The sequence below is a fragment of the Paenibacillus sp. HGF5 genome (assembly GCF_000204455.1).
Lineage (GTDB): Bacteria > Bacillota > Bacilli > Paenibacillales > Paenibacillaceae > Paenibacillus_AQ > Paenibacillus_AQ lautus_A.
In genome coordinates, this window is record NZ_AEXS01000158.1 from 15,100 (window position 1) to 35,677 (window position 20,578).

Consider the following 20,578-nt stretch of genomic DNA (forward strand, 5'->3'; position numbering starts at 1 on the left):
ACCAACGTATAAAGCATCTTATGCTGCCGCCTATGGGGAGGTGAGCGTATTTCCTTTAAACTACCGCCTTAACGCAGTAAATAACGTTAGGAGAGATAAGTCCGGCTCCATGTCCATCCTGGTTGAAGATCAACGAAAAAAAACACCGCTCCGTTTCAACCGGAGCGGTGTTCATGCTGATATCATGATCCTGATGATACCCTTAAGCTTCCATGGTATGGTTTATTTGCCGGTATGACCGAATCCACCCGCCCCGCGTACCGTATCGGACAGTTCGTCAACTTCCGTAAATTCTACGGCAGGCACGGATTTGAACACCATCTGGGCAATCCGCTCATTACGCTCAATCGCAAAAGGCTCCTGTCCCAAATTGACAAGCAGCACCTTGACTTCCCCGCGATAATCGGCGTCAATCGTACCCGGAGCATTCAGGCAAGTAATGCCATGTTTGTAGGCAAGACCGCTGCGTGGGCGAATTTGCGCCTCAAGCTCGGCTGGCATGGCAATCGCAAAACCGGTCGGGATTAATTTGCGCTCACCCGGGTTTAGCACCACCGGCTCTTGAACGGCAGCGTGCAGGTCGAAACCCGCAGCCAGCTCGGACATTTTCACCGGAAGTTTCACATCTTCATTTCCTGGCAATCTATTGATTTGAACGTAGTGCAACAAATTCATTCCTCCTAAGTACATTCAGTGCTTTATCTGAAGTTCCTACCATCGCTAGTGCATATGGAGTCCCGAACATCCGGTCAAGAACCGCGTTGACATCCTTCATGTCGACCTGTTCGATCCGTTTAATGATCTCGTCCAGACTGAAATGACGGCCCAGCATCAATTCGTTCTTACCCAGGCGATTCATGCGGCTGCTCGTGCTCTCCAGACTCAGGATGAGACTGCCCTTCAATTGTTCCTTTCCTTTGCGCAGCTCTTCCTCCGTCATCCCGTTCTGTGCCAAATCATGGAGCATTTCCGTGGTCAGCTGAAGCACTTCTTTTGTCTGTTTGGGCGCTGTGCCTGCATAGATGGTAAACATGCCGTTATCCGCGTGGGAACTGTGGTACGAATACACCGAGTACGCCAGCCCGCGCTTCTCCCGAATTTCCTGAAACAAGCGTGAGCTCATGCCGCCGCCAATGGCGTTATTCAGCAGAACCATCGCATACTGAAGCTCGTCGCCGATCGAGCAGCCGGGAAACGACATGCAGATATGATTCTGCTCCGTTTTCTTCTTGCGGAACTGCACGCCGTCCAAAAAGGCCGGTACCGCCAGCGGCTCCGACGTTCCATGGTTGGCGAAGCCGCCAAAATGGCGCTCCAATAACGCAATCACTTCATCATTGATGTTGCCGGCCAGGGCAATCACCGTATTCTCAATGGTATAGTGCCGGTCCATGTAGGATCTCAGCGCTTGCGAATCCATCGATTCCAGCCGCTCCTTCGTGCCGAGAATCGGATAAGCAAGCGGGTGGTCACCGTACACTGACAACGACATCAGATCATGAACCAGATCATCCGGCGTATCTTCATACATCGCAATCTCTTCAAGAATGACATTTTTCTCCTTGGCTAACTCGCCCGCATCCAGCTTCGAATTGAAGAACATGTCGGACAGCACGTCAACGGCAATCGGAAAATGCTCATCCAGCACCTTGGCATAATAACACGTATATTCCTTGGACGTAAAAGCGTTGACGTTACCGCCGATGGCATCGAATTCTTCAGCAATGGCACGGGCGTCAAAGCGCTCCGTCCCTTTGAACATCATATGCTCTATAAAATGCGTAATCCCGTTGATGTCTTCCGATTCATTGCGGGATCCGGTTTTCACCCAAATGCCGAATGAAACCGAACGACTTGTCGGGATTTGCTCCATAACCACTCTCAGGCCGTTAGACAATTGTATTTTTTTCACGAATAGGCCCCCCTAACTGTTCCATCAAAGGCTCACTTCGGCTGACAATCAGCCTCATGCCATCCATTCATTCTATCAAACTTTACCATGCGGCTCAACTTCCCTTTGGCATGATTCGCTCCGGTGAAAGCGTCTGGCTAACGGTCCCGATCTCCAGTCCCTTGGCCCGTATTCCGTCAATCATTCCTTTTAATGCCTGGGAAGAGGAGTCCGTTGGATGCATCAATATCAAAAATCCCGGCTCTACCTTCGACGTGATCTTCTGAACGACGGCATCCGGCGCCGGATGCTTCCAGTCAACCGTGTCAAGCGTCCACAGCACCGTCTTCAATCCTCTTGCATGCGCGATGGATACGGTCTGCTGATTGAAATCGCCGGAAGGCGGTGCAAACCACTTATTTACTACGCCCAGGCTTTCTTTAAGCAGATCCTGCGTCTTTGCGATTTCCATCTCCGCCCGATCCCTGCTGAGACGGCTCATGTTTGGATGCGTAAAGGCATGATTCTCCACCTCATGGCCTCGTTTCACGATCTCGGCGGCCAGCTCCGGGTTTTTCTTCAGCCAGCTGCCATCCAGGAAAAACGTAGTTTTCACCTTCTCCGCATCGAGCGTATTCAGCATCGGCACCAGAAATTCATTCCCCCACGCCACGTTTATCATCATCGATACCATCGGTTTACTGGGGTTCCCTCGATAGATCGGTTGTTCCCCCAGATCATCGAGCGTGACTTTAGCCGGTATTTGCCGGTAAACGTAGGGAATGGCATCGCCGGCTTTACGTTTTTTCGACGATGCTGCTTTATATGTAGCTTCGATATCGACTTCGAGTCCATTGTATCCGGGAATCGCTTTCCACACCGAGTCCACCCTGGCATCCACCGGCTCGATACGCGATTTAGCCGCAGCGGCTTCAATTTGACCCAATAAATCCAGATCCACTGCCGTCTCTGAACCGCTGACGAGATGCGCCTCCGGTTTGTTCTCCAGCCCCGATACGTATTTCCAAGCCCCGCTGAACACAGCAACAGCCGACACCATTGCGGCACCGGTCAGCAGCACGGCCATCTTTTTTCCATTCATGGGCATATCCATCCTCCCTAGAGAAGCTTTGTCCCATTTTATGTGCGATCTGACGGAAATATGTACCGAAACATGAGGCCTTAGCCGGGAAAGCCTGATCCGAGGCTTATCCCGGAGCAAGAACATAGGAAGTCCCGGCGTCTGATGAGCAAAAAAGAGCCAGAATGATAGGTTCTGCCTCTTTTCCTTCTATCGATATGCGGTTAAACCTGCAAGCGCGAATTAAGATCCGCTCTTGCTGGCTTCGGTTGTCAACACGGCTTTGCGAGACAGGTTAATCCGTCCCTGCTGGTCGATTTCGGTAACCTTCACGGTAATGACGTCACCGATTGCAACCACGTCCTCTACCTTCGCTACGCGCTCAGTTGAGAGTTGGGAGATGTGCACAAGCCCGTCTTTGTTTGGCAGGATTTCAACAAATGCACCGAATTTCTCAATCCGTTTTACAGTACCTGTATAGATTTCGCCAACAGCTACCTCACGCACGATGCCTTCGATAATCGAAAGAGCCTTCTTGTTCATCTCATCGTTGGACGATGCGATAAATACGCGGCCGTCTTGTTCGATATCGATCTTCACGCCGGTCTCTTCGATGATTTTGTTGATGATTTTGCCGCCGGCCCCGATAACATCGCGGATTTTATCCGGATTGATCTGCATCGTAATGATCTTAGGCGCATATTGGGACAGCGTTTCTCTTGGCTTTTGAATGGCTTCCGCCATTTTTCCAAGGATGTGCATGCGTCCTTCTTTTGCCTGCTGCAGCGCTTCCTGCAAAATCGCGCGGTCGATGCCGTCGATCTTGATATCCATCTGAATGGCGGTAACCCCGTCAGGCGTACCTGCCACTTTGAAGTCCATGTCGCCGAGATGGTCTTCCATCCCTTGAATATCCGTCAAGATGGAAACATGGTCTCCGTCTTTAATCAAGCCCATCGCCACGCCGGCTACAGGCGCTTTGATCGGCACCCCTGCGTCCATCATGGCAAGCGTGCTTGCGCAAATGCTCGCTTGGGATGTCGAACCGTTCGATTCTATAACCTCGGATACGAGGCGAATCGTGTACGGGAAGTCCACTTCATTCGGAATGACCTTCGACAATGCACGTTCACCCAGTGCACCGTGACCGATTTCACGACGGCCTGGAGCGCGAAGCGGACGCGCTTCCCCAACGCTGAACGGCGGGAAGTTATAATGGTGCATGAATCGCTTGGTCTCTTCCAGATCGATTCCATCGAGAATCTGTACATCGCCTAGAGCACCTAGTGTACATACGCTAAGAGCCTGGGTTTGTCCACGCGTAAACAGACCGGAGCCATGCGTTCTAGGCAGCAGGCTGGTATCGCAATCGATAGGACGGATCTCAGACAGACCGCGGCCGTCCGGACGAACTTTATCATGCGTGATCAAACGGCGAACTTCTTCTTTCACGATATCGTGAAGGACCTCTTTAACATCCTTCAACAACTCGGGTGTCTCGATGTATTTCTCTTCGAACACGGTGTATGCTTCGTCGTTGATAGCGTCAATCGCATCTTGGCGAGCGTGCTTCTCCTCAATGCGAACGGCTTCAACAAGACGGGCTTCCGCAAATTCGCGCACTTCGCGATTCACGGTTTCATTGACCGCATGAAGCTTAACCGCCATTTTCTCTTTGCCGCAAGCTGCCACCAGCTCTTCGATCTTGGCTACGATTTTCTTGATTTCCTCATGCCCGAACATGATCGCTTCCAGCATGACTTCCTCAGGAACTTCGTTCGCTTCGGCCTCGACCATCATGATCGCATCTCTGGTGCCGGCGACGACCAGATAAATATCGCTTGCTTCCTGCTCCGCAATGTTCGGGTTCACGACAAAGTTGCCGTCAACGCGCCCCACCGCGACGCCGCCGATCGGACCGTTAAAAGGCACGTCCGAGATGCTCAAGGCAGCGGAGGTACCGATCATGGCCGCGATTTCCGGCTCGCAATCCTGATCAACGCTCATCACCAGATTCAGAACTTGAACGTCATTCCGGAATCCTTCCGGAAACAGCGGACGAATCGGACGGTCTGTCAGACGACTGGCAAGAATCGCCTTCTCGCTTGGTCTGCCTTCGCGTTTGATGAATCCACCCGGAATTTTACCGACTGCGTACAAGCGCTCTTCATAGTTGACCGTCAATGGAAAGAAATCCAGATCCTTCGGTTCACTGGAAGCTGTCACCGTACACAGGACTGCCGTTTCGCCGTAACGAACCATAACAGCCGCATTAGCCTGCTTCGCAAGGCGCCCTGTTTCGAACACGAGGGGTCTTCCGCCAAGCTGCATTTCAACACGTGTTTCCATGTAATCCCTCCTCATGGGGATAAATTTTTTTGAAATCCTAATCATCAGCAAGTTTTTGCCAAACGCTGTCCACATTTCCTAACCAGAGTCATCGAAGCGGTCGAATATCACGAACCTATGTACAGGAACAACCCGAACCGTATAGAAAACATTCTCCGTATAGATTGCCCCGGTTATACCATGAAGTGAAATTTAGCGAACAGACCACGCCTACCATCTAACAAGAATCTATATTAAGATAACCCCACAAAGTGGAGTTTAGGCTATGAAGCGTACGCAGTACTTTGTGGGGAAGCTTTCGTAACGGTAAATTGCACAATACTTAGAAAAGAGCCCGGCTGTGCCGCTGTCGTTCCAAGAAGGACAGTGGACAACCAGGCTGTTTTCGGCACATCTTATGGATGATTAGCGACGCAATCCAAGCTTCTCGATCAAAGCACTGTAACGTTTAACATCCTTGTTTTTCAAGTATGCAAGCAACTTACGGCGTTGGCCGACCATTTTCAACAATCCGCGACGGGAATGATGATCCTTCTTGTGCGTACGCAAGTGGTCAGTCAAGTTCGTAATGTTTTCCGTTAGGATAGCGATTTGCACCTCTGGGGATCCTGTATCGGACTCATGAGTTTTGTGCTCGTCAATCAGTTGTTGTTTACGTTCTTGAGTCAATGCCATCCTGTTCACCTCCCTCATTATAATCGCCGTTGGCCCAGGTACCGACGGTGAGATCGAACATCCAAGCCAAGGTTAGAATTGCCCGATCCTCGGGCAACCTCTAAGAGTATAGCATACTTTACCTGAAAAAGAAAATCCGTTTGCGAACAATTTGTCCCCAAACGTTTTATTCGGTGACATTCAATATTTTGCGGGCCTCGACGGCATCCCGCTGAATCCATTCCACAAGCTCCTGAACCGATTCGAACTTATGCTCCTTGCGGATATATTGAACGATATCCACCGTCATGATCTGGTCGTACAGATCCCCTTCGAAATCAAACAGATGGACCTCGAAGATCGGTTCTGTAATCCCTTCGTGGAACGTCGGTTTCACGCCGACGTTCATGACGCCAGGAATCCAGTCGTGATGCTTATCCGTGCGAGCACGGACGGCATAGACGCCCAATGCAGGCGCTACGAACGGATCCGTCAATTCCAGGTTCGCGGTAGGAAAACCGATCTTTCTTCCCCGCTTCTCCCCGTGAACGACCGTGCCCCGTATGTGGTAATTCCGTCCGAGCCAGCGGTTTGCGTCCGACAGCTGTCCAGTTTTCAAGGCAATCCGTATGGATGAACTTCCTACCTTCTCGCCGTCGACCAGGAATGGCGGTACCGTAACGACCGACATTTTGCCTTCGCCGAGTTCCTGAAGTTTAACTGCATCTCCTGCGCCTTTATGGCCGAACCGGAAATCAAATCCGACTACCGCCGTTTGAAGATTCAAGGGAAAGAGCATTTCTTCAACAAACGCTTCCGGACTTACTTGGGAAAATTCTTTGTTGAACTCGACGACGTACAGAACATCGATGCCCATCTGCTCAAGCAGCTGCTGCTTGTCAGGCTGGGGAGTCAGATAGCCTTCGTAGCTCCCCTTACCGATTACGTCCTTCGGGTGCGGATAAAAGGTAATGAGCGCGGCCGGCACTCCATTCTCCCGAGCAATGTTGACAGCGGCCGAAAGCACGCTGGCATGTCCCAGGTGAAGACCGTCGAACTGGCCGATTGCCGCTACCTTGGGCTCGGCAGCTTCTCGTACGATGTCGGAAGATACAGGATAAGATAATGAAACAATCCTCATGATTTCTCACCTCCACTCACTAAATCCAGTCATGCTTAGGAAAATACTTTCACGGGAACGATAGCGCCCGTCTCTTCCTGACGCTTATAGATGCCCAGAAAGTTTTCCTTTATATCGTACAAACGGATAGGCTCCGAACTGTCGACGGCCGGTTCTACCGCCCTGGAGGACAAGCGTTGCCCCTTCAGAGCGGCCTCCGCCTTCTCTTCGGAAACCGTATGCTTTGCCAGATGGTGAATCGCTTGATCCACCGGAATAAGCCGGGATTGCAGCGTTTCATCCTTCATGAACTGCTCAATTTGCTCCAGGGTCAAGCACTGCGCCTCGGTGATTCCCGCCGATATCGTACGTACCAGCTTAACCATGACGGATGGCAGGCCGAGCTTCCTCCCGATATCCACACAAAGCGTGCGGATGTATGTACCTTTGGAGCACAGTACACGGAAAGAAATTTCCGTATACTCCCCTTCCGGATCAAAGTCCGTCATCTCGATTTCATGAATCGTTACGGTACGGCTTTTGCGCTCCACCGTCTTGCCTTCTCTGGCAAGCTCGTACAATCGTTTGCCGTTGATTTTGACGGCGGAGTACATAGGGGGAACCTGAGAGATCTGGCCTGTAAAAGATTGCAGCGCTTCAAGCGCCTCGTCTCTGGTCACGCGGACTTCATCCGCAGTCTCCACCACATTCCCGGTAATATCCTCGGTATCGGTCGAGTATCCAAGGCGGAGGACCGCATGATACTCTTTAGGCAGCTCCTGCAGATATTCGACGACCCGCGTGGCTCTCCCCAAGCATAACGGAAGCACGCCCGTCACTTCAGGGTCCAGCGTCCCGGTATGTCCAATCCGCTTCAAACGAACCATTCCCCGAACTTTGGCTACCACATCGTGGGAGGTCCATCCGGCCGGTTTGTGAACGGCCAAGATGCCTTCTAATTGCGTCATAGCTTTAATCTCACCTGCTCTACTACTTTAGGGATGATGTCTTGAAGGGAGCCTTCCATGCTGCACCCTGCTGCCCGGACATGGCCGCCGCCGCCAAAAATTTGGGCCAATGCGGCAACATCCACTTTGCCGGCTGAACGCAAACTCGCCTTGACCATTCCAGATTTCAGCGATTTGAACAGAATCCCGACTTCGACTCCCTGAATGTTTCGGGGATAATTGACGATCCCTTCAAGATCCTCGCTAACGGCACCGCATAGTTCCATATGCTCGGGGGTTACGTACACCCAGGCTATTTTACCGTCATCCGACAGACTCAACGTGTTTAACGCCTGAACCAGCACCTTCATCTGCGGCAGCGTCATTTCCTCCAGCAGCGTTTCCGCAATTTCGGGGCCGTTCACACCATAGGATAACAGATCGGAAGCCATGCTCATGACCTTGGGCGACGTATTGGAATAACGAAAACCGCCAGTATCCGTTAACAATCCGGTATAAATCGCAGTAGCGATTTCGGCATCCCAATCGATTTCAAACAAATTCAGCAAATCATAAAGGATTTCTGCGGTTGCAGCCGCCTCGGGCACAACCAGGTTAACGGCTCCGTAACGATCATTCGTTGGATGATGGTCAATATTAACGATGCTCGCATGATCGGCAAACACCTGCTGCGTATAACCTACTCTCGCAAAATCCGCGCAATCCACGCAAATGACGTTTGAAAACGTCCTTCCCGGCTGCTGTTCGGACAGATTGAGAATGTCTTCTGCATGCCACAGCTTTTTCATGCGCTTCGGGATGGGCCCTTCGTTGATCATCGTGAATTTCTTGCCCAGACATGAGAGAAGCCAGCCCACCGCAAGGGTGGAACTGACTGCATCTCCATCGGGCTGAACATGCGACACAACCAAATAATCATCGTGCTCCAGCAGAAACGATTTCACCTGCTGCAGCTCTTGTTCATAGGTCTGCATTCGCCCTCTCCTTTATAAACAAAAACTACTCTATTTCTCTTCGCGATCCACGATTTCGGTCAGCAGCTTCTCAATATGGCTGCCATAAGCAATGGAATCGTCGAATTTGAAGATCAGCTCCGGAACATGCCGGAGACGAATTCGCTTGCCCAGCTCGGAGCGGAGAAAGCCGCTTGCTTTCTCCAGCCCTTTCAAGGAAGCCGCCTTCTGCTCGTCGTCGCCGAGCACGCTCAGGTATACCTTCGCTTGGGAAAGGTCGTTAGTTACATCCACGCCGGTCACGGTAATAAAACCGATTCTCGGGTCTTTCAATTCCGTTTGGATCAGTTGGCTGAGCTCTTTTTTAATCTGCTCGCCTACGCGCCCAGTTCTGATTTTTGCCATGGTCTGATCACCTCATTCGTTAGCGCTCTACCGTCTCCATGATGAAGGCTTCGATTACGTCCCCTTCTTTGACGTCGCTATAGCCTACCAAGGTAATACCGCACTCATAACCCTGTGCCACTTCTTTAGCGTCATCTTTAAAGCGCTTGAGGGAATCGATCTTGCCTTCATGAACGACAATGCCGTCACGGATCAAGCGAGCTTCTGCGTTACGCGTAATTTTACCGGATGTCACCATACATCCTGCAATCGTACCCACTTTGCTCACTTTAAAGGTGTTGCGGACTTCCGCATGACCGATCACGGATTCTTTATACTCCGGATCGAGCATCCCCTTCATAGCTTGCTCAATTTCCTCGATTACATTATATATTACACGGTGCAGACGGATATCAACCTTCTCCTGCTCGGCGGTTTGCTTCGCTTGAACGTCAGGACGAACGTTAAACCCGATTACGATCGCGTTGGAGGCAGCTGCCAAAATAATATCGGATTCGGTGATGGCACCGGCACCGCTATGGATAATCTTGACGCGAACGCCTTCCACTTCGATTTTGTTCAAGGAGCCTTTCAGCGCCTCGACGGAACCTTGCACGTCACCTTTGATAATAACGTTAAGATCCTTGATCTCGCCGTCTTTAATGTGCTGGAAGAGATCATCCAGCGTCACCCGCGTATTCGTGTTCAATTCGGATTGACGATGGGTAATCGCACGCTTATCAGCGATATTACGCGCTTTACGCTCATCCTCAAACACCATGAACGGATCGCCGGCGCCCGGAACTTCAGTCAAACCGGTAATTTCGACCGGCGTTGATGGTCCGGCTTCTTTTAAACGACGGCCTTTATCGTTCACCATGGCGCGAATACGTCCAAAGCAGTTGCCGGCTACGAAGGCGTCGCCCACTTTCAACGTACCATGCTGAACGAGGATGCGTGCTACCGGTCCTCTGCCTTTATCAAGCTCAGCTTCAATCACGGTACCGCGCGCGCGTTTATCAGGGTTTGCTTTATATTCATTCACTTCTGCTACCAGAAGGATCATTTCAAGCAAGTCTTCCAGACCCATCCGCTGTTTCGCCGAAACGTTAACAAAGATGGTATCTCCGCCCCATTCTTCAGGCACTAACTCGTATTCCGTCAATTCTTGTTTCACTTTATCCGGGTTAGCGTCCGGCTTATCGATTTTGTTCACGGCAACGATGATCGGCAAACCTGCCGCTTTCGCATGGTTAATCGCTTCGACCGTCTGTGGCATCACGCCGTCGTCAGCCGCAACCACGATGATCGTCATATCCGTTACTTGTGCACCACGGGCACGCATGGCCGTAAACGCTTCGTGGCCCGGTGTATCCAGGAACGTAATCTTCTTGTTGTTGATCTCGACTTGGTAAGCACCGATATGCTGCGTAATCCCGCCAGCTTCGCCACTAGAGACGTTCGTGGAACGGATCGCATCCAGCAGCGTCGTTTTACCGTGGTCAACGTGACCCATAATCGTAACAACCGGTGGACGCTCTTTCAGTTCTTCCGGAGCATCGTTTTCTTCAACGGTCTCAAAACGATCTTCCTCTACCGGAATTTTCACTTCGACTTCTACACCGAATTCGCCAGCGAGCAATAGAATCGTATCGATATCCAGCTCCTGGTTGATGGTGGCCATCACGCCGAGGAAAATCAGCTTCTTGATGACTTCGGAAGCGTCCTTATGAAGCAGCTTCGCCGTTTCACCGACGGTCATGTTGCCACGGACGATAATTTTCTTCGGCGTGTTGTCGATTTTCTCACGAGGCGGCTGCTGATTATGTTGATTCCGGCCGCGGTTGTTCTTGCCACCGCGATTATTGCCACGGAATCCTCCCTGACGGTTGTCATCAAAACGCTTGGAGTCTGAACGATTGTTATTGTTGTTTCTGGAACCGCGGTTCTGGCCGTTGCTGTTATTGGATCCTGAGAATCCGCCTCCGGTTCCACCCGGCTTGCTCTGAGGACGCGCTCCGCCCGGGTTGTTGCCGCCCTGCGGACGCGTTCCTCCTTGATTATTGCCTTGCGGACGCGATCCGCCCTGATTATTGCCTTGCGGACGCCCGCCGCCTTGACCTCCGCCTTGCGGACGGGATCCGGTCTGCGTGCTGCCGCCCGGTCTTGCGCCTTGGCTGCGATTATTCTGCTGGCTTCCTTGTGCGGAGCCAGATTGGTTTCTTCGGGTATCCTGCCCTCCTTGGGGACGCTGGGAACCTGAAGCATGTTGTGTGTTTGAATTCGTTCTACTATTCATACCTACCTGCTTTTCCTGTTGTTTTTTGGGCTGGCTTTGACCTTGTTGTCCTGATACTCGTTGTCCTGATTGACGCATACCGTCCTGCCCATTACGGTTGCCGTCTGCACTCACGTTAGTGGAAGTGCCTTCTGTTTTAGCATGGGATACGGATGCGGCTGCATTCGCTCCGGAACCCGAAGGTTTGCGGTTCTCGGTTCGGGGAGCGTCGCCACTGTCCCGCTTGGCTGCCGCATTCGATTTGATATCTTTGAAGAACTGCTCTACCTTGGACACCGTATCGTTTTCCATTACGCTCATGTGGTTATTGACCGGAACGTTCAAACGCTTAAGTATCGTGATAATTTCTTTACTGCTCATGTTCAACGATTTAGCATATTCGTACACTCGAAGTTTATTGTCTTTGTTTTCCTGTTTACTCAATATACTCCACCTCCGACATTGTCTCCATTTTCTTGGAGATCATTTCTGCGAATCCTTGATCCGTAACTGCCAGCACAACCCGCTCGGGTTTACCTACACTTGTGCCCAGACTTTCCCGGTCAAATCCGATTACCAGAGGGATATTGTAAGAACCGCATTTGTCGCGGAACTTCTTTGTTGTATTATCTGAGGCGTCACCCGCCAGAATAACCAATTTTGCTTCAGAAGACCGGATGGCTTTGAGCACGATCTCATCTCCGGTAACCACCTTGCCTGCCCTCATGGCCAGGCCGAGCTGAGAAAGCGCCCTATTCATCATCGGCAGCACTCTCTTTTGCAGCCAGGAATTCATCCTCAACCTTGATGAAATCCTGTGCCAACTGTTCATAGATCTCAGGCTTCACATGTTGTTTCAACGCTCGATCCAGTGCTTTATTTTTGTGTGCCAGCTTGAAGCAGGAAACCTTGCCGCATAGATACGCTCCCCGTCCCGACTTTTTGCCGGTGAGATCGATCAGGACAGCGTCATCGGGAGTCCTGACAATCCGGATGAGCTCTTTCTTCGGCATCATTTCCTGACACGCCACACATTTACGCAGCGGTATCTTTCTCTGTTTCAAGACGACAACCCCCCGTCATTTGGAATTAATCGACAGAGACGGAATCTTGGTGCATTTCACCTGATTGGGACTTCGGTCTGCCAAATTCCTGCTCCGCCTGACTTTCGCTCTTAATATCAATCTTCCAGCCGGTCAGCTTCGCCGCGAGACGAGCATTCTGGCCTTTGATCCCTATCGCCAGCGAGAGTTGGTAATCCGGAACGATTACGCGCGCCATCTTCTCATCTTCAAATACTTGGACTTCAAGCACTTTGGATGGGCTCAGCGCATTGGCCACGTATTCTTCGACCTGGTCGGAATAACGCACGATGTCGATTTTTTCGCCGCGAAGCTCATTGACAATCGTTTGTACGCGCAATCCCTTAGGCCCTACGCAAGAGCCGACCGGATCGACTTCATCGTTGCGGGAATACACCGCAATTTTGGAGCGGAATCCCGCTTCGCGCGCAACCGAGCGAATTTCCACGACGCCGTCGAAAATTTCCGGCACTTCCAGCTCGAACAGGCGCTTCAAAAGGCCCGGATGCGTACGGGACAGCATAATCTGCGGCCCTTTGGTTGTGTTCTCAACCTTCGTAATGTACGCTTTGATCCGGTCGCCATGCTTGAACTTCTCGTTAGGCATAAGCTCGGTAAGCGGCAGCGCCGCTTCGATCTTGCCAAGGTCGATATAGATGTTGCGCAAATCCTGACGCTGCAGCGTACCCGTAACGATATCGTCTTCCTTGTCAATAAAAGCGCTGTAGATCAGGCCGCGTTCGGCTTCTCTAATGCGCTGGGTAACAACCTGCTTTGCCGTTTGAGCTGCGATCCGTCCGAAATCACGCGGCGTAACCTCGATTTCCGCTATATCTTCGATCTGAAAATGCGGATTGATCTCGCGTGCGGCATGCAGTGAAATTTCAGTGCGCGGATCCAGAACCTCGTCCACGATCAGCTTCCGTGCGAACACCTTGATAACACCCGTGTTGCGATTCATGTCTACCCGTACATTTTGCGCCGTGTTGAAATTGCGCTTGTAACTTGAGATCAGTGCCGCTTCAATGGCTTCAAACAGCACATCCTTGCTGATGCCCTTCTCTCTTTCCAACTCATTCATCGCTTCAATAAAATCCATACTCATTGAAAATCGGTTCCCCCTTTCAAAACTTCCGTTTAAAAAATGATGGCCAATCTGGCACTGGCTACTTTTGCATATGGAATCACGTGCTGCTTCTTCGCGGTCTGAATGACCAGCTCCTCGTTATCAAAGGATTCCAGCTTGCCTTCAAATTCCTTCAACCCGTTAATCGGCTCGTATACCGTAACAAACACGTTCTTGCCGACTGACTTCGCAACATCCTCTTTTTTCTTCAGGGGACGTTCCGCGCCAGGAGAAGAGACTTCAAGAAAATAAGCCGTCGGAATCGGATCGTTCTCGTCCAGCTTCTGGCTCAGGTGTTCACTGATTAAACCGCAATCGTCAATGTCAATGCCGCCGTCCTTATCAACAAACACGCGCAAGAACCAGTTGCTTCCTTCCTTAACGTATTCCACATCTACCAGTTCAAAGCCGTGTTCGTCCAAATACGGCTGCACCATTTCTTCCACAGTCGTTTTAATCTTTGATGTGCTCAAAGAACATAACCTCCAAGTTGATTTCCTATATACCAAAGAGTAAAGAGTGGGTTGCCCCACTCTTTACACAACGGTTTTATCTCCATGATTACCAAAAAAATTATAACATAGTCTGGTAATAGTGACAAGTATGACTCCTTGACTGTCAAGGCGTCACGGCCATGAAAGAATGACAAGAATCAGAACAATGACAACTGGTTGCTCTCCGGCAGACCGCGGAAGCATCCCATTTGGGTCAACAGCTCCACGGCGGTTTTGCTTGCCTTCGATTTTTGCTGGAAGTCCTCGATGGAGAGGAATTCTCCGAATTCACGCGCGGCGGCAATGTTGCGGGCGGCGTTATCGCCGATTCCCGCAAGCGCAGAGAACGGCGGAATGAGCGAGTCCCCATCCACCTTGAATCTCAAGGCGTCGGATTGATACAAATCGATGTTCTTGAATGAGAAGCCCCTTGCCGTCATTTCCAGCGCCATCTCCAGAATCGGCAGCATGCCTTTTTCCTTCGGGCTCGCTCCGAAGCCGAGCTGCTCGATCTCTTCAATCCGGCGGTAGATCGCCTCATAGCCCTGACAGCATAATTCGATATCAAAATCCTCGGCGCGTACCGAGAAGTAGGTTGCGTAGTATTCAATCGGATAATACAGCTTGAAGTAAGCCGTTCGCACCGCTGAAATAACATATGCGGCGGCGTGGGCTTTCGGGAACATGTACTGGATTTTGAGACAGGAATCAATGTACCACTGCGGCACTTTGCATTTCTTCATCTCGTCGATCCATTCCTGGGACAACCCCCGGCCTTTACGCACGCTTTCCGTAATCTTAAATGCGAGGCTGGCGTCCATGCCGGCCTTGTAAATCAGGAACAGCATGATGTCATCGCGGCAACCAATAACGGTTTTGATGTTGCAGGTGCCATTCTTGATGAGCTCTTGAGCGTTGCCGAGCCATACGCCGGTTCCGTGAGACAGGCCCGAGATTTGCAAAAGGTCAGCAAAACTCGACGGCTGCGACTCCACCAGCATCTGGCGCACGAACTTGGTTCCCATCTCCGGCACGCCGAAGGTGGCCACCGGCGAGCGTATTTGCTCCGGCTTCACGCCGAGCGCTTCCGTCGAGTTGAACATGCTCATTACTTTCGGATCGTTCATCGGGATCGTCGTTGGATCCACCCCGGTCAAATCCTGGAGCATTCTCATCATCGTCGGATCGTCGTGTCCCAGAATATCCAGCTTGAGCAAATTCGCTTCAAAGGCATGGTAATCGAAATGCGTCGTTTTCCATTCTGCGTTGACATCGTCCGCGGGGAATTGCACTGGCGTAATCTCTTCCACTTCGATGTAATCCGGCACAACGACAATACCGCCGGGATGCTGGCCCGTGCTCCGCTTGACGCCGGTACAGCCTGATGCCAGCCGGTTCAATTCCGCGCCCCGCCAGCGTTTGTTGTTGTGTTCCTCATATTTTTTGGCAAAGCCAAACGCTGTCTTCTCTGCCACGGTGCCGATGGTACCCGCACGGAATACGTTTTCCTCGCCAAACATCTCTTTAGTGAAATTATGGGCATGCGGCTGATATTCACCGGAGAAGTTCAAGTCGATATCGGGAACCTTATCCCCTTTAAAACCCAGGAAGGTTTCGAATGGTATATCCTGTCCCTCGCCTTTCATCATGTTTCCGCATTCCGGACAAGCCTTATCCGGCAAGTCGAATCCGCTCGGCACGCTGCCGTCCAGGAACCATTCGCTGTGCTTGCAGTCGCTGTTCAAGCAAATGTAATGGGCGGGTAGCGGGTTAACCTCGGATATGCCGAGGAATGTCGCAACGACGGAGGAGCCTACGGAACCCCGTGAACCAACCAAATAGCCGTCCCGGTTCGATTTCTTAACCAGCTTCTCGGAAATCAAATAGTTCGCGGAGAAACCGTATTTAATGATTGGCTCAAGCTCTTTTTCCAACCGGGCCACTACGACTTCCGGCAAGTTCTCGCCATAAATGGACTTGGCCGTGTCGTAGCAGGTGTTGCGGATTTCTTCATCAGCGCCATCCAGAATCGGCGTAAACAGCTTATCCGGGAACAATTCCAGCTCTTCAAAGCGGTCGGCCAATTCGCTTGTGTTCGTCACAACGACTTCATAACATTTATCCTGACCCAAAAACTCGAACTCTTGGAGCATCTCTTCCGTAGTCCGAAAATGCGCGTCTGGCTTGCGCATATCCTTGAGCGGGCTGAAGCCGGTAATGCCATGGATGGTGATGTCCCGGAACAGCTTGTCCCGCGGTTCCAGATAATGCACATTCCCTGTAGCGATGACCGGCTTGTTCAGCTTCTCGCCGATGCGCACGACTTTGGAAATCGCGGTTTTGATCTCTTCGGGGCTGCCTACCAGACCTTTGTCCACCAAATGCATATACATCGTCAACGGCTGGATTTCCAGAACGTCGTAAAAGCCTGCAATCTCTTCGGCTTCCTCCTCCGTCTTGTTCAGCACCGTTTCGAAGAACTCCCCTTTTTCGCAGCCGGACAGCACCAGCAGTCCGTCCCGCATCTCTTGGAGCTTGGATTTCGGGATGCAGGGCACCCGCTTGAAATATTCGGTATGCGACATGGAGATCAGCTTGTACAGGTTTTTCTTGCCCGTCATATTCAAAGCATAAATCCCGCAGTGGAACGGACGGGTATTGGACAGATCCGTACCTACATAATCATTGAGGCGGTCCAGCATCTTGACGCCTTTGGTTTTGTCCACATCGCTAAGGAGCCCGTTCAGTATTCCAGCCAGCGCAATCGTATCGTCAATTGCTCGGTGATGGCTTTCCAACAGCACCTTGTACTTATCCGCCAATGTGTTAAGACGGTGATTCTTAAGTCCCGGATGGACCAGTCGGGCCAGCTCCAGCGTATCCAAATACGGATTCTCCAGCGTGTCCATGCCTGCATTCTTGAGTGCTGCCTGAATGAACCCCATGTCAAACCGCGCGTTATGAGCCACGAGCACGCCATCGCCGACGAATTCAACAAATTCCTTCAATACCGGCTCCAGTTCAGGAGCATCCTTGACCATATCGTCATTGATGTTCGTCAATTGCTGGATATGGTACGGAATTCGCTCGTGCGGATTGACAAACGTGGCGTACCGGCCAATCTCCTTGCCTTCGTGCATCTTCACGGCAGCAAGCTCGATGATCTTGTTCGCGGTGATGGACAAACCCGTGGTTTCAATATCGAATACCACGTAAGTCGCGCTGCTCAGTTCAATCGGCTGTGCCTGTTCCACGATGTTGACGGCATCGTTCACGACATTGGCCTCGACGCCGTACATCATTTTGATTCCGTGTTTCTTGGCGTTCTTGGCTGCGTCAGGATAACATTGCACACCGCCGTGATCACTTACGGCAATCGCTTTATGTCCCCATGCGGCCGCCGTTTTGATGTACCGGTCGATCGGCGTGACCGCGTCCATCGTGCTCATGGTCGTATGGAGGTGGAATTCCACCCGCTTCTCGGCGGCGTTATCCTTGCGGGAAGGGGGCGACTGGACCTCATTGAGGTCGGACGGGATCATCACCAGCTCCGGCACCTGCATAAACCGGTCATATTCCACGCGACCGCGCGCCTTCACCCATTTGCCGTTCTCAAGAAGGCTCAGGACTTTCAAGTCATCCTTCGTTTTGCCAAACATCTTCATCTGCAAGGAGTCGCTGAAATCGGTCAAGTTGAAGGTAAACAGCGTGCTGCCGTTTCGGAGCTCCTTGCGGTCCAATCCGAAAATGGTCCCCTGGATCGTAATTTTCTTCTCTTCGTCCTGGATCTCCTGGATCGAAACGGGCTGATCCTTGATATCATATCCAACCTGAAGCCGAACGGCGCCTTCTTCCTCGTCCTCGGCATCCAGCTCCGCTTCCATGCTGCTCATGATCTGTTCGATAACCTCGCGCTCTTCCTCGCGCTTCCTCTGCTCGAACTCCTCGTAAGCGGCCTGGCCATTATCGCCGACCTGCATCTTCACGCGCAGTGTCAGATCGAAGTACTGCCCGAAGAAGCGGGTAATGGCGGCATCGATTTGTTTCTTGCGGGCAAGCTCAAGCGACATGCCATCCGACATGGAGAGAAGGACCTGCCCGTCTTCCACCTCGTGTTTCGCCCTTGTCATCCATCCATTGACCGACGGAATCTCCCGATGTGCCCACTCCAGAAACAAGCCCCAATACTCCTGCACGATATCGGCCTCCGGAACGCCGCTTCCATACCGGAACACAAATTTGATCTTTGCGATATGTCCCATCTTCTCCTGAATCCTCAGGCAAAATGTGCGATACACTTCAGCCGGGACCAAGGTCTCCTTCTGAACGGTTATCCTCCAGTCCTTGCTGTTCCTGCTGGTCTCTACTTGTTCAATCACACCGTCTAAAAAATAGGGTTCCACCAGATTGGCCGGAACTTCTCCCTGCTTGATCAGCAGTTCAAATCGCTTCCTTTTATCTTCAGTCGTGCCCATGGTTCCCTCCCCCTGCATAACATAAAGCTGTAAGAAAAACTTCTATCGACGTACATCCACAATAGACAGACCGCGTTGAGCGGATAAAAAACAGAATAAAGCTTCCGCCGGCAGCACTCCATCGTCCTGCCCCGAGAAAGAGAGCGTACGTCATACTGCCATCCGGAAGCTTACTCCAGATGATGAATCCCCGGTACGGACGAGCAATTGCCCTTCGTCATGCAATCCGGAAAGTCATAATATCGAATTCCTAGTACGCTCTCGCGAACAGCACCGTATGCTTCGCATCCTCGCCGCATACGAGACACTTGGTTTTGTTCTCGGCCGGTTCAAACGGAATGTTTCTGCTCGTCGCGCCGGTTTCCTGCTTCACGGTGTCTTCGCAAGCTTCCGAACCGCACCATCCTGCCAAGGTAAACCCGCGCTTGTCCTCCATGCTGTCCTTCATTTCGTCCAGCGTCTCCACCGAATAGAAATGATCCTCGCGGAACTGCTTCGCACGATCGAACATTTCCTGATGCACCTGTTCCAGCATGCTCTGCACTTCCTGGATCAAGTTGGCCTGCTCCACAACCTTCTTCTCGCCCGTAATGCGGGAAACGAGCACGCAGACGCCATTCTCCATATCACGAGGCCCGATCTCCAGACGAACCGGAACACCGCGCATTTCGTACTCATTGAATTTCCAGCCTGGACGCACATCCGGATTGTCGTCCACCCGTACGCGGATCCCGGCGGATTTCAGTTCACGGAACAGCTCGTCCGTACGGCCCACGACGGCGTCTCTCGTCTTCGGAGGCCCGATTGGAATCATGATCACTTGAGTCGGCGCAACTTTTGGAGGAAGCACCAATCCCCGGTCGTCCCCATGGACCATAATCAAGGAGCCGATAAGACGCGTGCTGACGCCCCAGGAAGTCGTATGTGCGTATTCCAGCGTATTTTCACGGTTCAAATATTGAATATCGAAAGCTTGCGAGAAGTTGGTACCCATGTAGTGTGATGTGCCTGCTTGTACAGCCCGACCGTCTTTCATCATCGCTTCGATGGAGAACGTGTCCACGGCACCCGCGAATTTCTCCGAAGGCGTCTTCTGCCCCTTGATCACCGGAATCGCGAGATAGTCCTCTACGAATTGCTGATAGATATCGAGCATTTGCATGGTTTCCCCTCTTGCTTCCGCTTCCGTTTCATGCGCGGTATGACCCTCTTGCCATAAAAACTCGCTGGTGCGGAGGAACGGCAGCGTGCGCTTCTCCCAGCGCACCACGTTGGCCCACTGATTGATCAGCACAGGAAGATCACGATAGGATTGAATCCATTTGGAATACATGTGCCCGAACATCGTTTCGGAAGTCGGACGAATAGCCAGACGCTCTTCAAGCTTCTCGCCCGCCGCTTCGGTCACCCATGGCAGCTCTGGATTGAAACCTTCCACATGCTCCTTCTCTTTCTGGAAAAAGCTCTCCGGAATGAACAACGGGAAATAAGCGTTCCGATGTCCCGTTGCCTTAAAGCGCCGATCCAGCTCCGCTTGGATATGCTCCCAAATTTCATAACCGTCCGGTTTAAAGACGATGCAGCCCCGGACTGGGGAATAATCCATCAAGTCCGCTTTTTTGATGACATCGATGTACCAGCGCGAGAAATCTTCTCCTTGCGGCGTGATCTCCGTCACGAATTGTTTATCCTTCGATTCCTTAGACATATAAATCGTGTTCCT

Annotated in this window: 16 protein-coding genes; all 16 read right to left on the reverse strand. The window is 51.6% G+C overall.

Annotated elements, in window-relative coordinates:
- Window positions 1-222: 222 nt before the first annotated feature.
- The 16 genes from dut to proS all read right to left on the reverse strand — a co-directional run bounded on the left by dut (window position 223) and on the right by proS (window position 20,563).
- Window positions 223-669: a dUTP diphosphatase gene (dut, locus tag HMPREF9412_RS25500; protein WP_015736296.1), complete on the reverse strand. Its 447-nt coding sequence runs from the start codon at window positions 667-669 to the stop codon at window positions 223-225.
- Window positions 644-1,912: a M16 family metallopeptidase gene (locus HMPREF9412_RS25505; RefSeq protein WP_009594719.1), complete on the reverse strand. Its 1,269-nt coding sequence runs from the start codon at window positions 1,910-1,912 to the stop codon at window positions 644-646. The genes dut and HMPREF9412_RS25505 overlap by 26 nt, the downstream gene beginning before the upstream one ends.
- Before the next feature lie 94 nt (window positions 1,913-2,006).
- Window positions 2,007-2,999 (reverse strand): polysaccharide deacetylase family protein, encoded by a 993-nt coding sequence (locus HMPREF9412_RS25510; RefSeq protein ID WP_009594745.1) that lies wholly within the window; start codon window positions 2,997-2,999, stop codon window positions 2,007-2,009.
- A gap of 216 nt (window positions 3,000-3,215) precedes the next feature.
- A complete protein-coding gene (pnp, locus tag HMPREF9412_RS25515) occupies window positions 3,216-5,321 on the reverse strand; it encodes a polyribonucleotide nucleotidyltransferase (RefSeq protein WP_009594737.1) in 2,106 nt (701 codons plus the stop codon).
- A gap of 405 nt (window positions 5,322-5,726) precedes the next feature.
- The gene (rpsO, locus tag HMPREF9412_RS25520) at window positions 5,727-5,996 is read right to left on the reverse strand and encodes a 30S ribosomal protein S15 (protein ID WP_006211281.1); all 270 of its coding nucleotides are present in this window, start codon (window positions 5,994-5,996) and stop codon (window positions 5,727-5,729) included.
- A gap of 166 nt (window positions 5,997-6,162) precedes the next feature.
- A complete protein-coding gene (locus tag HMPREF9412_RS25525) occupies window positions 6,163-7,116 on the reverse strand; it encodes a bifunctional riboflavin kinase/FAD synthetase (protein ID WP_009594733.1) in 954 nt (317 codons plus the stop codon).
- A 35-nt stretch (window positions 7,117-7,151) separates the two neighbouring features.
- Window positions 7,152-8,063, reverse strand: coding sequence for a tRNA pseudouridine(55) synthase TruB (gene truB / locus HMPREF9412_RS25530; protein WP_009594709.1), 912 nt, complete (start codon window positions 8,061-8,063; stop codon window positions 7,152-7,154).
- The gene (locus tag HMPREF9412_RS25535) at window positions 8,060-9,037 is read right to left on the reverse strand and encodes a DHH family phosphoesterase (RefSeq protein ID WP_009594706.1); all 978 of its coding nucleotides are present in this window, start codon (window positions 9,035-9,037) and stop codon (window positions 8,060-8,062) included. The genes truB and HMPREF9412_RS25535 overlap by 4 nt, the downstream gene beginning before the upstream one ends.
- A gap of 30 nt (window positions 9,038-9,067) precedes the next feature.
- Window positions 9,068-9,421 carry a 30S ribosome-binding factor RbfA gene (gene rbfA / locus HMPREF9412_RS25540; RefSeq protein ID WP_009594729.1) on the reverse strand — a complete coding sequence of 118 codons (354 nt, stop codon included), beginning with the start codon at window positions 9,419-9,421 and terminating at the stop codon, window positions 9,068-9,070.
- 19 nt (window positions 9,422-9,440) lie between these two features.
- Complete coding sequence (gene infB / locus HMPREF9412_RS25545; protein ID WP_009594775.1) at window positions 9,441-12,122, reverse strand: translation initiation factor IF-2; 2,682 nt, start codon at window positions 12,120-12,122, stop codon at window positions 9,441-9,443.
- Complete coding sequence (locus tag HMPREF9412_RS25550; RefSeq protein WP_175320809.1) at window positions 12,115-12,438, reverse strand: YlxQ family RNA-binding protein; 324 nt, start codon at window positions 12,436-12,438, stop codon at window positions 12,115-12,117. Before HMPREF9412_RS25550 ends, infB begins: the two co-directional genes overlap by 8 nt.
- Window positions 12,431-12,742, reverse strand: coding sequence for an RNase P modulator RnpM (gene rnpM / locus HMPREF9412_RS25555; RefSeq protein ID WP_009594698.1), 312 nt, complete (start codon window positions 12,740-12,742; stop codon window positions 12,431-12,433). The genes HMPREF9412_RS25550 and rnpM overlap by 8 nt, the downstream gene beginning before the upstream one ends.
- A gap of 25 nt (window positions 12,743-12,767) precedes the next feature.
- Window positions 12,768-13,865, reverse strand: coding sequence for a transcription termination factor NusA (gene nusA / locus HMPREF9412_RS25560; RefSeq protein WP_009594773.1), 1,098 nt, complete (start codon window positions 13,863-13,865; stop codon window positions 12,768-12,770).
- 32 nt (window positions 13,866-13,897) lie between these two features.
- Complete coding sequence (rimP, locus tag HMPREF9412_RS25565; protein ID WP_009594781.1) at window positions 13,898-14,359, reverse strand: ribosome maturation factor RimP; 462 nt, start codon at window positions 14,357-14,359, stop codon at window positions 13,898-13,900.
- Window positions 14,360-14,538: 179 nt separating this feature from the next.
- A complete protein-coding gene (locus HMPREF9412_RS25570; protein ID WP_009594777.1) occupies window positions 14,539-18,855 on the reverse strand; it encodes a PolC-type DNA polymerase III in 4,317 nt (1,438 codons plus the stop codon).
- 250 nt (window positions 18,856-19,105) lie between these two features.
- A complete protein-coding gene (proS, locus tag HMPREF9412_RS25575; RefSeq protein ID WP_009594764.1) occupies window positions 19,106-20,563 on the reverse strand; it encodes a proline--tRNA ligase in 1,458 nt (485 codons plus the stop codon).
- Window positions 20,564-20,578: the final 15 nt, after the last annotated feature.

What these genes read in the sequence shown, in the direction of transcription:
- HMPREF9412_RS25510 (WP_009594745.1), bottom strand. Translation starts at nt 2,999, where the DNA reads ATGCCCATGAATGGAAAAAAGATGGCCGTGCTGCTGACCGGTGCCGCA.
- pnp (WP_009594737.1), bottom strand. Translation starts at nt 5,321, where the DNA reads ATGGAAACACGTGTTGAAATGCAGCTTGGCGGAAGACCCCTCGTGTTC.
- rpsO (WP_006211281.1), bottom strand. Translation starts at nt 5,996, where the DNA reads ATGGCATTGACTCAAGAACGTAAACAACAACTGATTGACGAGCACAAA.
- HMPREF9412_RS25525 (WP_009594733.1), bottom strand. Translation starts at nt 7,116, where the DNA reads ATGAGGATTGTTTCATTATCTTATCCTGTATCTTCCGACATCGTACGA.
- truB (WP_009594709.1), bottom strand. Translation starts at nt 8,063, where the DNA reads ATGACGCAATTAGAAGGCATCTTGGCCGTTCACAAACCGGCCGGATGG.
- HMPREF9412_RS25535 (WP_009594706.1), bottom strand. Translation starts at nt 9,037, where the DNA reads ATGCAGACCTATGAACAAGAGCTGCAGCAGGTGAAATCGTTTCTGCTG.
- rbfA (WP_009594729.1), bottom strand. Translation starts at nt 9,421, where the DNA reads ATGGCAAAAATCAGAACTGGGCGCGTAGGCGAGCAGATTAAAAAAGAG.
- HMPREF9412_RS25550 (WP_175320809.1), bottom strand. Translation starts at nt 12,438, where the DNA reads ATGAATAGGGCGCTTTCTCAGCTCGGCCTGGCCATGAGGGCAGGCAAG.
- nusA (WP_009594773.1), bottom strand. Translation starts at nt 13,865, where the DNA reads ATGAGTATGGATTTTATTGAAGCGATGAATGAGTTGGAAAGAGAGAAG.
- HMPREF9412_RS25570 (WP_009594777.1), bottom strand. Translation starts at nt 18,855, where the DNA reads ATGGGCACGACTGAAGATAAAAGGAAGCGATTTGAACTGCTGATCAAG.
- proS (WP_009594764.1), bottom strand. Translation starts at nt 20,563, where the DNA reads ATGTCTAAGGAATCGAAGGATAAACAATTCGTGACGGAGATCACGCCG.